The following is a 14,435-nucleotide window of genomic DNA, read 5'->3' on the forward strand; positions in this document are numbered from 1 at the left end:
CGGACTTAATGAACAGTGGCCGGTTCCCTGGTGGGAACCGGCCACTGTTCATTGCTGACGTTTACCAGATGCTGACGCGCTCCCCGGGTGCCATCCACATGGTGTCCTGCTCTTGGACATTGAAGGCTTCATGGAAGGCGTTGAGGTTCCGGGCGATCGCGTTGGTCCGGAATTCGTTGGGGGAGTGGGGATCAGTGGCGAGGCGTCGGATGGCTTCCTCGGAACGGATCACTTGGCGCCATCCCGCAGCCCAGGACATGAAGAAGCGCTGCTGTCCTGTGAAACCATCGATCACCTCCGGCTCGGCACCGTCGAGGCTGAGGAGGTAGGCCTTGTAGGCGATGGTGAGTCCGCCGAGGTCGCCAATGTTTTCGCCCAGCGTGAGCTTGCCGTTGACTTTGTGGTCCGGTGCGGCATAGGGAGACAGGGCGTCGTACTGGGCAACCAGCTTGGCGGTGCGGGTCTCGAAGGCCGCGCGGTCCTCTTCGGTCCACCAGTTGCGCAGGGCGCCACTGCCGTCGAATTGGGACCCCTGATCGTCAAAACCGTGGCCGATTTCATGGCCGATCACTGCGCCGATGCCGCCGTAGTTCACAGCGTCGTCCGCGTCCGCGTTGAAGAACGGTGGCTGCAGGATGGCTGCGGGGAAGACGATTTCGTTCAGCATCGGGTGGTAGTAGGCGTTGACCGTCTGCGGCGTCATGAGCCACTTGTTGAGGTCCACCGGCTTGCCGATTTCATCCAGGTGGCGGTCGATGTCTGCGTCGTGGGCGCGCTCCACATTGCCCAGGAGGTCATTGGGGTGGATCTCAACGGCGGAGTAGTCGATCCACTTCTCGGGGAAGCCGATCTTGGGGCGGAAGGCTTCCAGTTTCTTCAGGGCCTCCGCCTTGGTCGCCTCGCCCATCCACTCAAGGGAGGAAATGCTGGCGCGGTACGCCTCGATCAGGTTTGCAACCAGGGTTTGCATCCGTGCTTTGTGGCCTTGCGGGAAATGCCGTTCAACGTAGATCTGGCCTACTGCTTCACCCAGGGCTGACTCCACCACCGCCACGCCACGCTTCCAGCGTTCCTTGTTTTGCGGAGTGCCGCTGAGCGTGGTGCCGTAGAAGTCGAAGTTCGCATCAACGAACTCAGCGGACAGGTAGGGCGCAGCCGAGCCGAGGACACGAAGGGTGAGCCATTCCTTCCACGTCGCAAGGTCGGCCGACTCCAGCAGCCCGGCGGCGCCGGCAAAGAAGTCGGGCGTGCTGACCACGATTTCCGTGCGTTTCCCTTCGTCAATGCGGGCTGCCTCGAACCATGCATTGAGCAGGGGGAAGAGGTCGGCCGCCTCTTTCGCGGTCTTGAGGTTGTAGGTTTTCTGCGGATCCCGCAGTGTGACGTTGTCCCAGTGGTGGGAGGCGAGCGATGTCTCCAGGGCAACGATCCGGCCTGCGGCCGCCTCGGCGTCCGGTACGCCGGCCAGGCTGAAGAGCTTCGAAATGTACTCACCGTAGGCGGTGACGATGGGAGCGAATTTCTCTTCACGGTAGTACGACTCGTCCGGCAGGCCCAGGCCGCCCTGGCTGATGTACAGGAGGATGCGCTCGGGATTGCCGGCATCCGGGGCGGGGTAGATACCGAAGAGCCCGGAGACATCGGAACGGAACAACCGTCCGATCAGGGCAACGAGGTCACCGCTGGAGGACACCGCGCGGACATCCTCGAGACGGCCGCGAACGGGGTCGAGCCCCTTGGCCTCAGCGGCCGCCTCGTCCATGAAGCTTGCGTAGAGACCGCCGACTTTCCGTTCGACGCCGGTCGCGGCCTCGCCCTTGCCAGCAGCTTCTTCGATGATCGCCTTTACTGCCAGTTCCGCTTCGTCGCGCAGGGCGGTAAAGGTGCCTTCCAACGGGCGGTCGTCCGGAATGGTTGTGTTGTTAAGCCAGGCTCCGTTGACGTGCTGGTAAAGATCGTCCTGCGGCCGGACGTTGTGATCGATGTTGGAAAGAGTGATCCCCGACTGTGGCACTGTGGCTCCTTGGATGGACGCTGCAGCCGGCGTTGCCACCGTCGCGGCGTCTGCATAGTGGACGTTGCATTGGGTGTTGCAATGTCATCATACGCACCGTGTTACTGTGAACTTGTGCGTGCGGAGATGCTTCTTCTTAGCTGCCGCGGCGAGGCCTGATAGCTGATTGAAAGCTGGGCCATCCTCGCCGCGGAGTTTCGGTGTGCCCGGCTAAGCTTTCACTTAGTTCTTAGAGAAAAGGCCACACGTCATGCGCAATGCACAAAAGCCCTCCGGTATGCCGATTCACCGCTACCTGCCGTTCCAGGACCAGATCACCGTTGAAGTCCCGGACCGCACGTGGCCGGACAAGGTCATTACCAAAGCTCCCCGCTGGTGCGCCGTCGACCTCCGGGACGGCAACCAGGCCCTGATCGATCCCATGAGCCCGGCCCGCAAGCTGAAGATGTTCCAGTTGCTGGTGAAGATGGGTTTCAAGGAGATTGAGGTCGGTTTCCCTTCGGCATCGCAAACAGACTTCGACTTTGTCCGGCAGCTGATCGAAGGCGGCCACATTCCGGACGACGTCACCATCCAGGTGTTGACCCAGGCCCGCGAGCACCTGATCGAGCGGACGTACGAGTCCCTGGTTGGTGCCAAGCAGGCGATCGTGCACCTCTACAACTCCACGTCCGTGCTGCAGCGCCGGGTGGTCTTCAATCAGGATGAGGACGGAATCCTGGACATCGCCCTGCAGGGCGCGCGGCTGTGCAAGAAGTACGAAGAGACCCTCGCGGATACGCACATCACCTACGAGTACTCGCCCGAGTCGTTCACGGGAACCGAGCTGGAGTACGCAGCCCGCGTGTGCAACGCCATCGCAGACGTCTTCGAAGCTTCGGCGGACAAGCAAGTCATCATCAACCTGCCGGCCACGGTGGAGATGGCAACGCCGAATGTCTACGCCGATTCGATTGAGTGGATGCACCGGAACCTGCACCCGCGTGAGGGCATCATTATTTCGCTGCACCCGCACAACGACCGCGGCACCGGTGTTGCTGCTGCCGAACTGGGCTACCTGGCCGGCGCTGACCGGATTGAGGGTTGCTTGTTCGGCAACGGCGAGCGGACGGGCAATGTGGACCTGGTGACGCTGGGCCTGAACATGTTCGTCCAGGGGATCGACCCCATGATCGATTTCTCTGACATCGACGAGGTGCGCCGAACGGTCGAATACTGCAACCAACTGCCGGTCCCGGAGCGCGCGCCCTACGGTGGCGACCTCGTATTTACGGCTTTCTCCGGTTCGCACCAGGATGCCATCAAGAAGGGCTTCGAAGCCCTGGAGAAGGACGCCGCCACAGCAGGGGTTCCGGTCAAGGATTTCACGTGGCAGGTTCCGTACCTGCCGATCGATCCCAAGGACCTCGGCCGCAGCTACGAGGCCGTTATCCGCGTCAACTCCCAGTCCGGCAAGGGCGGCGTGGCCTACCTGCTGAAGAACGAGCACAACCTCGACCTGCCACGCCGGGCGCAAATCGAGTTCTCGGGAGTGATCCAGCGCCGCACCGACGCCGTTGGCGGCGAAGTCAGTGGCGCCCAGCTGTGGCAGATTTTCCAGGATGAATACCTGCCCTCGGACGAAGAACAGTCGCAGTGGGGCCGTTACTCGCTGGGCAGCGTCAGCACGGAGACGGACGAGTCGGGCGCCATGACCATGAACGCCTCCCTGCGCATTGACGGCGTCGAAGTACGGCGGACCGGACACGGCAACGGGCCCATCGCCGCGTTCCTGGACATCCTGCACCATGACGGCGTGGACGTCCGCGTCCTGGACTACAGCGAACATGCACTGTCCGAAGGCGGCAGCGCCAGTGCCGCTGCCTACGTTGAGTGCGCAGTCGGCGAGCGGGTCCTGTGGGGGGTAGGGATCGATCCCAGCACCACCACGTCCTCGCTGAAGGCCCTGATTTCCGCAGTGAACCGGGCTGTCCGCGACGCCCAGGCCTAGGCGGTCCGTGGGGTGACGTGAAATACCGTCACCCCACGGCTTGGCGGTGCTCCAGGAAGCCGCCGCAATGCGAAGATTAGATGTGGCCAATCCATCCTCTTTCGCAGCCCGGTCCTACCGGGACGATGCTGTGGTGCTCCGTACCCACAAGCTCGGCGAGGCCGACCGGATCATCACGCTGCTCACCAAGCACCATGGGCAGGTCCGGGCAGTGGCCAAGGGCGTGCGCAGGACCAGCAGCCGATTCGGGGCCCGGCTTGAACCGTTCATGGTGGCCGACCTCCAGTTGGTGTCCGGCCGTACCCTGGACATCGTGACGCAAGCGGTGGCGAAGGGAGCCTACGGCAGCAGCATCGCTGCGGATTATGGCCGCTTCACGGTGGCCGCTGCCATGACCGAGACGGCAGAGAAGTTGACAGACGTCGACGCTGAATCAGGCACAGCCCAGTACAACCTGTTGGTGGGTGCCTTGGCAGCGCTGAGCCGTTCGGAGCATCCGCCGGAACTCATCCTGGACTCCTACCTGCTGCGGGCTTTGGCCACGGGCGGCTGGGCGCCCAGTTTCACCGATTGTGCCCGTTGTGCAACCCCTGGTCCGCATACAGCCTTCGCCGCGCCCTTGGGAGGGATGGTTTGTGGCGACTGCCGTCCGCCAGGATCGCCGGCGCCTGCCCCTGAAACGGTGGTGCTTCTTGGTGCCCTGTTGACGGGGAACTGGGGTGTGGCCGACGGCTCTGACCCCCGGCACCGCAGGGAAGCGGCAGGCCTGGTGGCGGGCTATCTGCAATGGCATTTGGAACGCGCCGTGAAATCACTCAAACATGTGGAGCGAAGCTAGCAGTGGTACTAGGTAAGAAGAGCAAATCACCCGCCCGGACCGCGCCGGTCACCGCACCCTACGCCCACCCGTCGGGAGCAGTTCCACCGGAAATTCCCCAAGAGCTCATTCCGCAGCACGTGGCCATTGTCATGGATGGCAACGGTCGTTGGGCGAACCAGCGCGGGCTTCCCCGCATCGAGGGGCACAAGGCGGGAGAACCAGCCCTCCTCGACGTCATGGCAGGAGCAATCGAGCTCGGCATCAAATACGTCAGTGTCTATGCCTTTTCCACGGAAAACTGGCGGCGGTCGCCGGAAGAAGTCCGCTTCCTCATGGGATTTAACAAGGACGTGCTACGGCGCCAGCGGAACCAGCTCGACGAATGGGGAGTCCGGATCCGTTGGGCGGGGCGCAGGCCCAAGCTGTGGGGGTCGGTGATCCGCGAACTGGAAGAGGCGGAGGATTACACGCGGGGCAACGACACCTGCACATTGACCATGTGTGTTAATTACGGCGGCCGGGCAGAAATTGCCGACGCAGTATCCGCCATCGCCCAGGACGTGGCGGCGGGCGTCCTGAAGCCGGGCTCGGTGACTGAAAAGACCATCCAGAAGTACCTGGATGAGCCGGATCTTCCCGACGTTGATCTTTTCCTGCGCAGCTCCGGCGAACAGAGATTGTCAAACTTCCTGCTGTGGCAGTCGGCCTACGCGGAGTTCGTCTTCATGGACACACTGTGGCCCGATGTGGACAGGCGGACCCTCTGGGACGCTGTGGAAATCTATGCCAAGCGCGATCGCCGCTACGGTGGCGCCGTGGATGCAGCCCCCTCGGCCACGTAGCGCGGTCGTGCTATTTCAATAGGGATAGGACGCCAACCACACAGCGACGTCACGGTACGCCTGCTGGCGGATGGTCCTGCGTGACAGGAAAACATCGTGGAGCGCGCCGGGGTAGCGGAACACCGCCGTGCGCCGGCCCAGGCCGAGGGCCCTTCTGGATGTTTCCTCCACATCGATCACTGCGTCGGCGCGCATGAGTTCGGCGGTCCATTCGGCCTGGATCCTCGTGCGCCCGGACAACAGGACCAGGACGGGAGCGTCGATGTTGAGTTTCCTCTCCACCGTACTGTGCCCGGCCAGGACGGCCTTGGTCCAGCCGGCCCTGATCGGGAACGATGCCCGGGGCCGCCACACAGGATCCAACAGCCACTCTCCGTGGGCATCGCTGCTGACACTTTCCCAGTAGGCGGGCATATCAGGGAACCGGAAGGGCCGCTTCGGGTCCGTGCGGGCGAACGGCTCAATCAGGTGCATGGCTATGCTGCGTACCAGGCTGCTGCCCTGGAGTTCCAACCAGGGGGAATTCAGCACGAGCGTCCCGATGCGGCCCGGATTGCGGTCCGCCCACAAGGCCGCGATCAGGCCGCCCAGGGAGTGGGCGATCATGTGCACCGTTGGTGGAACAGGGTTGCCGGTCCTCGAGGCCACGTCCACTTCGATTTCGTCCAGCGCGGCAGCTATGTCGTTGTCGTAGATGGCGAGGTCCGAGGTGTACCCGGGCGTTTGACCCGGAAGCAGGCTACGGCCGAACTTGCGGAGATCCAGGGCGTAAAAGTGGAATCCCGAGGCCGTGAGGTACTCGGCCAGTTCGGTTTGCAGAAAGTAATCGGCCCATCCGTGCAGGTAGAGGACCGCGCGTGGAGCCGCTGAAGGGTCGGGCGGGATGTGGCGGCGCTTGCGTCGCGCAAAGCCCTGGAAAAAGTCCAGGATGCCGTGCGGCAGGGGCGCGGCCGGCTCGGGGAGATACCGGACCAGGGTTGCTTTGACCTCGCCTTCCTCGTCCGTCCCCAGGGGCAGGTCGAGGCGTTGGTAGCCACCTCCGAGGATGTCCGGTTGCCAGGTGCCTACTGATTCTTCCGTGGTGGTCATGTATCGCCTTCCCCCTGGCTGACAGATGTGTTCTCCTCCATGAAACCGTGGATCCACCGTGCCAGCCGTGAGTACGCATCGGCGCGTACCTTCGGCGCGGAGAGGAAGACGTCATGGAGTCCGCCGTCCACCCGCTCCAACGTGACACTCTGTGCAAGTGCCATGGCGCGCACGGCGATAATATCCACATCCAGGACGGCATCGGAGCGGCGCATGGATTCCTGCCACACCATGCCGTTGGCGCTGGCGGCAGACGTGAGGACCAGCACGGGAATCTCCAGCCCCAACCCGCGCGCCACCCGTGTGTGTCCGTCGAGGACGGCCCGGAGCCATCCCGCCCGGACCGGAAAGGCCAGCGGTGGCCTGTATTGCTCATCAAGTGGCCATTCCCCTTCGGCCGTACTGCTGATGCTCCGGAAGTAGAAGCCCCGCTCCGGAAGCTTCAGCACCATTTCGGGGCGCAGCCGGGCCAGGGGATGGACCATGGCCTGCGCGGCCCGGCGCACCACCGAATTGCCGTGCATTTCCAGCCAAGGGCTGTTCAGGATCAAGTACTGGATTGCGCCGGGATGCCGGCTGGCCCACAGCGCGGCGATGAGGCCACCGGTCGAGTGGCCCATAAGTGCCACATTGTGCCCGTTCCGCGCCGGGGGGTCGTTGCGGATGACGTCCAGGGCCTGCTGGATCTCGGCATCGTAGTCGTTGAGGTCGGCAACGTAGCCGCCGGTGGTATCGGTACCCAGGCTCCGGCCGTGGTTGTGCATGTCCAAGGCATAGAACCCGTATCCCAGGCGGGCCCAGAACTGCGCCAGTTCAACATTGAAGAAGTAGTCACTCCACCCATGAAGGAAAAGCACGGCACCGCGACCCTCCACGGGAGCGCCCTGCCCGTTGCTGTCGTCGGGAACCGCATCCGGCCTGTGGCGCACCAAGGTGGCCCGCCGGCTTGCGCCGCCGGGTCCAGGGGCCTGGATGCTGCAGGACTGGAAGTCCGTGCCGAGGATGTCCGTTGACCACTCCATGGCTCCAGCTTAGACACTGGCTGCTGCTTCTCGACCGGCCGCCCTGCCGGTGAAGAGGCACCCACCCAGGAACGTTCCTTCAAGCGCCCTGTAACCATGGATGCCACCACCGCCGAATCCGGCAGCTTCTCCCACGGCGTACAACCCCGCGATGGGAGAACCGTCGCTGCCCAGGACCCGCGAACGCAGGTCTGTTTGCAAACCGCCAAGGCTTTTGCGGGTAACCACCGACAGCCGGATGGCAAGCAGCGGCCCATGGGCGGTGTCCGTGAGGCGGTGCGGGGGAGCCACCCTCATGAGGCGGTCCGTCGCGAAACGCCTGGCCGCACGAATCTGGGCCAGCTGGGGATCCTTTCCGAGCCCGCTGGAAACCTGGAGATCGCGGGAATGAATGAGCGCAGCCAAAGAGTCCGGGTCGATCAGTTCCGTACCGGCCAGCGCGTTCATGCGGGCGGCCAGTTCCCGGGGCGAGGTTCCCTGGACGAAATCCGCGCCCCGCTCCAGCAACCGTTCGATGGGCGTGTCGCCCCGCGGCTTGAGGCGGCCCAGCAACAACGGGATGTCCTTGCCGGTCAGGTCCGGGTTCTGCTCGGATCCGGAGAGGGCCAGTTCCTTCAGGGCGATGGTGCGGTTCAGGACGAACCAGGAGTAACCGTGTCCGGTTCGCACGATGTGACGGAGCGCGCCCTGGGAGTCAAAGCCCGGAAACAACGGGGCCGGCAGCTGCCTGCCCTCGGCGTCCAACCACAGCGACGAAGGCCCGGGCAGGATCCTGATTCCGTGCTTGGGCCACACGGGATCGTCGTTGTGGATGCCTTCCGGGTAGTGCCACATGCGGTCCCCGTTGACCAGCGACGCACCGGCGGTCTCCGCAACCGCCAGGAAGGCGCCATCAACGGAGGCGGGCACACCGCTGAGCATTTCCGGAGGCGCCAGGCCACCTGGCCATTGGCGGCGCACCGTCTCGTGGTTGCCGCCGATACCGCCGGTGGCTACCACCACGGCTCCTGCCGTCGCTTCGAAAGGCCCGACGACGGCACGCGAGGAAGCCTGGCCGCGCGCCGCCGTCGTCGGTTCCAAAACGTCGCCGCCAACACCGGTGACGGTGCCCGAGGCGACGGTCAGGGTTGTTGCGCGGTGCCGCAGGTGCAGCGAGATGCGTCGGGCGGCGACTCCCTCCCGCACCTTGGCGGCGAAGGGTTCGACGATGGCGGGACCGGTTCCCCAGGCGACGTGGAAGCGGGGGACAGTGTTTCCGTGGTCCTGGGGGCCGTAGCCGCCGCGTTCTGCCCACTGCACGAGCGGGAAGATGCCCACGCCCAGGTTCCTGAGCCACGAACGCTTTTCCCCGGAGGCGAAGTCAACGTAGGCCTCGGCCCACCGTCGCGCATGGGCATCGTCGTCGCGATCGAATCCGGCAGAGGACAACCAGTCCTGGAGGGCCAGTTCTGCACTGTCCCTGACGCCCAGGCGCCGCTGTTCAGGGGTGTCCACCATGAACAAGCCACCGAACGACCAATGTGCCTGGCCACCGAGCGATGCGGATCCTTCCTGGTCCAGGATGGCCACGGACTTGCCCGCTGCATAGACCGTGGCGGCAGCAACCAGGCCCGAAAGGCCGGCCCCGATCACCAGCACATCTGCGTTGATGCGGTTTCCATGATGTCCGTCACGATCCTGAAGCGGCATGGGTACATGCTAGCCCCAGGCAGGTCACGGGTTTGGTGAGTCGTGCGGAAACCGGAAAACTAGGATCATGCGTGTTTACCCCACCTTCTTCAAGCTTGCCTTTTCCTGGATGGATGCCGAGAAGGCACACAAGATCGGTTTCCAGGCCATCCGGGCAGCCCACCGCACTGGTGCCGGCCGGATCCTGGCCAGGATCACCGCCCCCGATGCATCGCTGCGCACCGAGGCGCTGGGCTTGACCTTCCCCTCTCCATTCGGCCTGGCCGCGGGATTCGACAAGGAGGGCCATGGCATCGAGGCGCTCTCCGAACTTGGTTTCGGTCACATCGAGGTGGGCACCATTACGGGGCAGGCCCAGCCCGGAAACGACAAGCCGCGGCTGTTCCGCTTGGTTGAGGACCGCGCGGTCATCAACCGCATGGGCTTCAACAACGACGGCGCCGCAGCAGTGGCTCCCCGGCTGAAGTCCGCGCGGGCCGCCCTGCAGCGTGCCCATGCGGGCGTGCGGCCGGTGATTGGCGTCAACATTGGCAAGACCAAAGTGGTGGAACTCGATGCTGCCACAGAGGATTACCTGGTCAGCGCACGCGGGCTGGCCCCGGCAGCCGACTACCTGGTGGTCAACGTCAGCTCTCCCAATACGCCGGGGCTGCGGCTGCTCCAGAACGTCGAAACACTGCGCCCCCTGCTGCGGGCCGTCGGTGACGCGGCTGACGAATCCGCGGGACGCCACGTTCCGCTGCTGGTCAAGATCGCTCCTGACCTCAGCAACGACGACATCGACGACGTCGCCCGGCTGGCGTTGGACCTTAAGCTGGACGGCATCATCGCCACGAACACCACCATCGGCCGCGAAGGCCTCGCCAGCGATGCCGCCAAGGTGGAATCCCTCGGCGCCGGGGGGCTGTCCGGTGCACCGCTGAAGCAGCGTTCCCTGGAGGTGCTGCGCCGCCTCAAGGAAGCGGTGGGGGACCAGTTGGTGCTGATCGCCGTTGGCGGGGTGGAAACAGCACACGACGTCCAGGAACGGCTGGATGCCGGCGCCACGCTGGTACAGGGTTACACGGCATTCCTTTACGAGGGTCCCTTCTGGGCATCACGCATCAACAAGGGACTTGCCAGGATCCGGAAGCGCGCTGTTTAGGGGATAGGCCCAGGCAGCACGAAGGCCCCGGACCAGGATGGTCCGGGGCCTTCACATTAAGGTTGGTGTGCTCTTAGGACGGGTACTGGCCGCGCTTGACCAGAGGCTTGGGGAGGCGGAGCTTGCGGAACTGGAGGGCGCGCATGCAGCCATACCAGACGGTGCCGCGTTCAACCTCGCCGAACTTGGCAGTAAGCCGCTTGCGGAGCTGGCGGGAGAGGATGAAGACATCCACGAAGACTGCCAGGAACATGATCCAGAAACCGATAAGCACATACGTGATCTGGGCGTTGTTGGACGGAATGATGAACGACACCACCACGAACAGTAGCGCGCCGAACATCAGGTACTCGCCGAGGGTGAAGCGGGCATCGACGTAGTCGCGGGCAAAGCGCTTCTGCGGACCCTTGTCCCTGAGGGGAAGATACTTTTCCTCGCCGGTGTCCAGGGCCTGCCGCATCTTCTGCCGCTGGTCCTGGATGGCCACCCGCTCTGCCTCCTTGGAGGCTTTGCGGTCCGTCGGCACCAGGGGGCGCTTACGTGCCGCTTCCTGGGCCTTTCGTTTGGGCGTGGGTGCGCCCTTCCCAATAACGGGGTCATGGGCGGCGGCGTGGGCCTGGTCAACTACTGATTGAGCGCTTGGCTCTTCCTTTTTGCGTCCGAACACCACTACAGAATACAGCGCGGGCTGGTGGCGCACGTTACGTACGGGGCTGGAGCGAAGGTGGGGGGTGCCGTGCCTCACCAAGCGGGGAGCTACCCGGCGGTAAGGTGTGGGGCATGACTTCAGCACATGCGGGGAACCCGCAGAACACGCCAGGGAACTCCGACACCACCCCGGTCGCGGGCCAATCCGTGGACGGTGTGGACACCGTCGCACTCAACGCAGCCGTCAACGAGCATTTCGACGGGACGGTCTCAGCCCTCAAGGACCTGGTGGCCATCCCGGGTATCGCGTGGGCCAGTTTCGACCCTGCGGAACTTGACCGCAGCGCCGAAGCCGTCGCGGCACTGGTGCGCGAATCGGGCATGGAGGACGTCCGGATCCTGCGGGCCGCAAAAGCCGACGGGACGCCCGGTGGGCCGGCTGTCGTCGCCCACCGGCCCGCGCGCGACGGAAAGCCCACCATCCTGCTGTACGCCCACCACGACGTCCAGCCTCCGGGTGAACGTTCGCTCTGGACATCGGAGCCGTTCGTGGCGGAGGAGCGCGGGGGCCGCCTCTATGGGCGGGGTGCTGCCGATGACAAAGCAGGCATCATGGCCCACCTTGCGGCCTACAGGGCCGCCGTGAAAGTCCTGGGCCAGGACTTTGGCCTTGGCGTCACCTTCTTCTTCGAAGGTGAAGAGGAAGCCGGCTCGCCAACGTTCCGCACCTTCCTTGAGGAACACAAAGAGCTCCTGCGCTCCGATGTGATCGTGGTGGCTGATTCCAGTAACTGGAAAGTGGGCGTTCCTGCCCTCACCACCAGCCTTCGTGGACTAGTCGACGGCACGTTTGAAGTGCGGGTCCTGGAGCACGCCGTCCATTCGGGAATGTTTGGCGGGCCGGTGCTGGATGCGCCCACCCTGCTCTCCCGCCTGATCGCAACCCTCCACGATGAGGACGGCAATGTGGCCGTCGAGGGTTTGGTGGCGCGTGACGAGGTTGCAGTCGACCTTGCCGAAGCCGACTACCGGGCCGATGCGTCAGTGCTCGACGGCGTGCAGCTGGCCGGCAGCGGCACTATCGCCTCGCGTCTGTGGACCAAGCCGGCACTGTCCATCATCGGCATCGACGCGCCGGCGGTGGCCGTTGCCTCCAACACGCTGATTCCAGCAGCCCGGGCAAAATTCAGCATGCGCCTGGCGCCCGGGCAGGATCCGGAAGCAGCCATGGACGCCCTGGAGCGGCACGTCCACGCCCACGCGCCGTTCGGTGCAAAGGTCACCTTCACCCCGGGGGAGCGGGGCAATGCATTCTCGACGGACACCAGTTCCGAAACAGCGCAGGTGGCGTTGTGGGCGCTTGGCCAGGCCTGGGGAGTGGAGCCCGTCGAAATGGGCATAGGGGGTTCCATCCCGTTCATCGCCGACTTGATGGAGGTCTACCCCGAGGTCCAGATCCTGGTCACCGGCGTGGAGGATCCGGACAGCCGGGCACACAGCGCCAACGAATCACTGCACCTTGAGGACTTCCGGCACGCCGTATTGGCCGAGGCGCTGATGCTGGCCAGGTTGAACGGGAACAAGTAACTGCGGGCCGTGGTTACGTCAGGAGTTATAGCTCAGCGCCTGCGCGACGTAGCATGGAGCTATAACCCGTACGTAATTGGGTAAGGGCAGGCAGCGTCCCCGGCGCCGCCGCCAAGCGCGTTATAAGAAGGTAGGCCAATGAGCACTGCAACCAACGAAAACAGCACTGGAGCACAGCTCGCCGAGAGCGAAGAGCTTCCCACGCACGAGGTCAACCTGACCGACGTCGCAGCAGGCAAGGTCCGCAGCCTCCTGGAACAGGAAGGGCGTACTGACCTGCGCCTGCGCGTTGCAGTCCAGCCGGGCGGTTGCTCGGGCCTGATCTACCAGCTCTACTTCGATGAGCGCCTGCTCGACGGCGACGCCGTACGGGACTACGACGGCGTCGAGGTTGTCGTGGACAAAATGAGCGTCCCTTACCTCAGCGGTGCGAGCATCGACTTCGAGGACACCATCTCGAAGCAGGGCTTCACCATTGACAACCCGAACGCCGGCGGCTCGTGCGCTTGCGGCGACTCGTTCCACTGACGTGAGCCATCGCCGCATGTCGGCGCCGTCCCGGACGTGTTTTATCGCGTTCGGAGCCACGGCGCCGACATGTGCGCGAAAACCGCTTCATAGCGGTAAGCTCTACATCGGGTAGTAAAACTTTTAGTGTGCCCGGTGGGCCTTTGGCCTGCCGGGCGACAGCAACAAGAGGAAGGGCCGTCTGTGAGTTCGCAGAACCGAACCGGCAGCCGACGCATAAAGATCACCTCGATCACTGGCTTGGCACTAGCCGGCGCGTTGGTTTTGACCGGATGTTCACCAGAGGTAGAGAAGGGTTGGCTGCCTACAGAGCGCGGCACCACCAACCACACTGACCGGATCATGGACCTCTGGGTCAACTCATGGATCGCCGCCTTGGCAGTCGGTATCATCACGTGGGGCCTGCTGGTCTGGTGCATCATTGCCTACCGCCGCCGCAAGGGCACCACCGGTTTCCCGAAGCAGCTCAGCTACAACCTGCCGCTCGAGGTCTTCTACTTGACCATCCCGCTGTTCATGGTGCTGGTGTTCTTCTACTTCACCGACCAGGACCAGCGCGCGATCGATGACCGTTCGCAGGCCGCAGACGTCGTCGTTGACGTCCGTGGCAAGCAGTGGGCTTGGGACTTCAACTACAAGCAGGGCCAGGTTATTTCCGAGGACCTCCACGAGGCCGGCGTCCAGGCCCACCTGACGGGCAACGAGGTCAACAAGGATCTCCTCCCCACCCTTTACTTGCCGGTCAACAAGTCGGTTGACCTGGAGCTCAACTCCCGCGATGTCATCCACTCCTTCTGGGTTCCCGCCTTCCTGCAGAAGCGCGACATGATCCCCGGCAAGACCAACTACATCCGTTTCACCCCCACCAAGGAAGGCACCTTCGACGGTAAGTGTGCTGAACTTTGCGGTGAATACCACTCCGAAATGCTCTTCCGCGTCAAGGTAGTCTCCGAGTCCGAATTCCAGGCTCACATGGACCAGCTTCGCCAAGAGGGCAACACGGGCCTGCTCGGTGCGGAATACGACCGCAACCCGAACCTGAACGAAAAGTAAGGGGAACGA

General features: G+C 63.9%; 12 protein-coding genes. 7 read left to right on the forward strand and 5 right to left on the reverse strand.

Annotated elements, in window-relative coordinates; translation table 11 throughout:
- Positions 1 to 61: 61 nt before the first annotated feature.
- On the reverse strand, positions 62 to 2,014 hold the full coding sequence (locus ACIQTZ_RS03575) for a M13 family metallopeptidase (protein ID WP_402977591.1): 1,953 nt from the start codon (positions 2,012 to 2,014) through the stop codon (positions 62 to 64).
- A gap of 250 nt (positions 2,015 to 2,264) precedes the next feature.
- Between ACIQTZ_RS03575 and leuA the strand changes: the two genes are divergently transcribed.
- The 3 genes from leuA (at position 2,265) to ACIQTZ_RS03590 (ending at position 5,666) form a co-directional block, all read left to right on the forward strand.
- The gene (leuA, locus tag ACIQTZ_RS03580) at positions 2,265 to 4,004 is read left to right on the forward strand and encodes a 2-isopropylmalate synthase (RefSeq protein WP_400332083.1); all 1,740 of its coding nucleotides are present in this window, start codon (positions 2,265 to 2,267) and stop codon (positions 4,002 to 4,004) included.
- A 67-nt stretch (positions 4,005 to 4,071) separates the two neighbouring features.
- Positions 4,072 to 4,842 carry a DNA repair protein RecO gene (gene recO, locus ACIQTZ_RS03585; protein ID WP_400332085.1) on the forward strand — a complete coding sequence of 257 codons (771 nt, stop codon included), beginning with the start codon at positions 4,072 to 4,074 and terminating at the stop codon, positions 4,840 to 4,842.
- A gap of 2 nt (positions 4,843 to 4,844) precedes the next feature.
- Entirely contained in the window at positions 4,845 to 5,666 is an 822-nt protein-coding gene (locus tag ACIQTZ_RS03590) for an isoprenyl transferase (RefSeq protein WP_402942758.1), read from the forward strand.
- 15 nt (positions 5,667 to 5,681) lie between these two features.
- On the opposite strand, the gene ACIQTZ_RS03595 is transcribed toward ACIQTZ_RS03590, so the two are convergent.
- The 3 genes from ACIQTZ_RS03595 to ACIQTZ_RS03605 are packed head-to-tail and all read right to left on the reverse strand — an operon-like array spanning position 5,682 to position 9,466.
- Complete coding sequence (locus ACIQTZ_RS03595) at positions 5,682 to 6,755, reverse strand: alpha/beta hydrolase (RefSeq protein ID WP_400332091.1); 1,074 nt, start codon at positions 6,753 to 6,755, stop codon at positions 5,682 to 5,684.
- Positions 6,752 to 7,777: an alpha/beta hydrolase gene (locus tag ACIQTZ_RS03600; RefSeq protein WP_402977594.1), complete on the reverse strand. Its 1,026-nt coding sequence runs from the start codon at positions 7,775 to 7,777 to the stop codon at positions 6,752 to 6,754. Before ACIQTZ_RS03600 ends, ACIQTZ_RS03595 begins: the two co-directional genes overlap by 4 nt.
- A 9-nt stretch (positions 7,778 to 7,786) precedes the next feature.
- On the reverse strand, positions 7,787 to 9,466 hold the full coding sequence (locus tag ACIQTZ_RS03605; RefSeq protein ID WP_402977596.1) for an FAD-binding dehydrogenase: 1,680 nt from the start codon (positions 9,464 to 9,466) through the stop codon (positions 7,787 to 7,789).
- 67 nt (positions 9,467 to 9,533) lie between these two features.
- Between ACIQTZ_RS03605 and ACIQTZ_RS03610 the strand changes: the two genes are divergently transcribed.
- Positions 9,534 to 10,610: a quinone-dependent dihydroorotate dehydrogenase gene (locus ACIQTZ_RS03610; protein ID WP_402977599.1), complete on the forward strand. Its 1,077-nt coding sequence runs from the start codon at positions 9,534 to 9,536 to the stop codon at positions 10,608 to 10,610.
- Positions 10,611 to 10,683: 73 nt separating this feature from the next.
- Here ACIQTZ_RS03610 and ACIQTZ_RS03615 read toward each other — a convergent pair whose 3' ends face one another.
- On the reverse strand, positions 10,684 to 11,277 hold the full coding sequence (locus ACIQTZ_RS03615) for a DUF3043 domain-containing protein (protein WP_402977602.1): 594 nt from the start codon (positions 11,275 to 11,277) through the stop codon (positions 10,684 to 10,686).
- A 113-nt stretch (positions 11,278 to 11,390) separates the two neighbouring features.
- Between ACIQTZ_RS03615 and ACIQTZ_RS03620 the strand changes: the two genes are divergently transcribed.
- The 3 genes from ACIQTZ_RS03620 to coxB all read left to right on the forward strand — a co-directional run bounded on the left by ACIQTZ_RS03620 (position 11,391) and on the right by coxB (position 14,426).
- A complete protein-coding gene (locus ACIQTZ_RS03620) occupies positions 11,391 to 12,845 on the forward strand; it encodes a dipeptidase (protein WP_402977605.1) in 1,455 nt (484 codons plus the stop codon).
- Positions 12,846 to 12,983: 138 nt separating this feature from the next.
- The gene (locus ACIQTZ_RS03625) at positions 12,984 to 13,373 is read left to right on the forward strand and encodes a HesB/IscA family protein (RefSeq protein ID WP_387437248.1); all 390 of its coding nucleotides are present in this window, start codon (positions 12,984 to 12,986) and stop codon (positions 13,371 to 13,373) included.
- A gap of 183 nt (positions 13,374 to 13,556) precedes the next feature.
- Positions 13,557 to 14,426 (forward strand): cytochrome c oxidase subunit II, encoded by an 870-nt coding sequence (coxB, locus tag ACIQTZ_RS03630; RefSeq protein ID WP_402977608.1) that lies wholly within the window; start codon positions 13,557 to 13,559, stop codon positions 14,424 to 14,426.
- Positions 14,427 to 14,435: the final 9 nt, after the last annotated feature.

The sequence above is a fragment of the Paenarthrobacter sp. NPDC090520 genome (assembly GCF_044769205.1).
In the GTDB taxonomy this organism is placed as follows: Bacteria; Actinomycetota; Actinomycetes; order Actinomycetales; family Micrococcaceae; genus Arthrobacter.

Bases quoted from the DNA above. Each gene is read 5' to 3' on its own strand.
- ACIQTZ_RS03605 (WP_402977596.1), bottom strand. From the start codon at position 9,466: ATGCCGCTTCAGGATCGTGACGGACATCATGGAAACCGCATCAACGCA.
- ACIQTZ_RS03610 (WP_402977599.1), top strand. From the start codon at position 9,534: ATGCGTGTTTACCCCACCTTCTTCAAGCTTGCCTTTTCCTGGATGGAT.
- ACIQTZ_RS03595 (WP_400332091.1), bottom strand. From the start codon at position 6,755: ATGACCACCACGGAAGAATCAGTAGGCACCTGGCAACCGGACATCCTC.
- leuA (WP_400332083.1), top strand. From the start codon at position 2,265: ATGCGCAATGCACAAAAGCCCTCCGGTATGCCGATTCACCGCTACCTG.
- ACIQTZ_RS03600 (WP_402977594.1), bottom strand. From the start codon at position 7,777: ATGGAGTGGTCAACGGACATCCTCGGCACGGACTTCCAGTCCTGCAGC.
- recO (WP_400332085.1), top strand. From the start codon at position 4,072: ATGCGAAGATTAGATGTGGCCAATCCATCCTCTTTCGCAGCCCGGTCC.
- ACIQTZ_RS03625 (WP_387437248.1), top strand. From the start codon at position 12,984: ATGAGCACTGCAACCAACGAAAACAGCACTGGAGCACAGCTCGCCGAG.
- ACIQTZ_RS03620 (WP_402977605.1), top strand. From the start codon at position 11,391: ATGACTTCAGCACATGCGGGGAACCCGCAGAACACGCCAGGGAACTCC.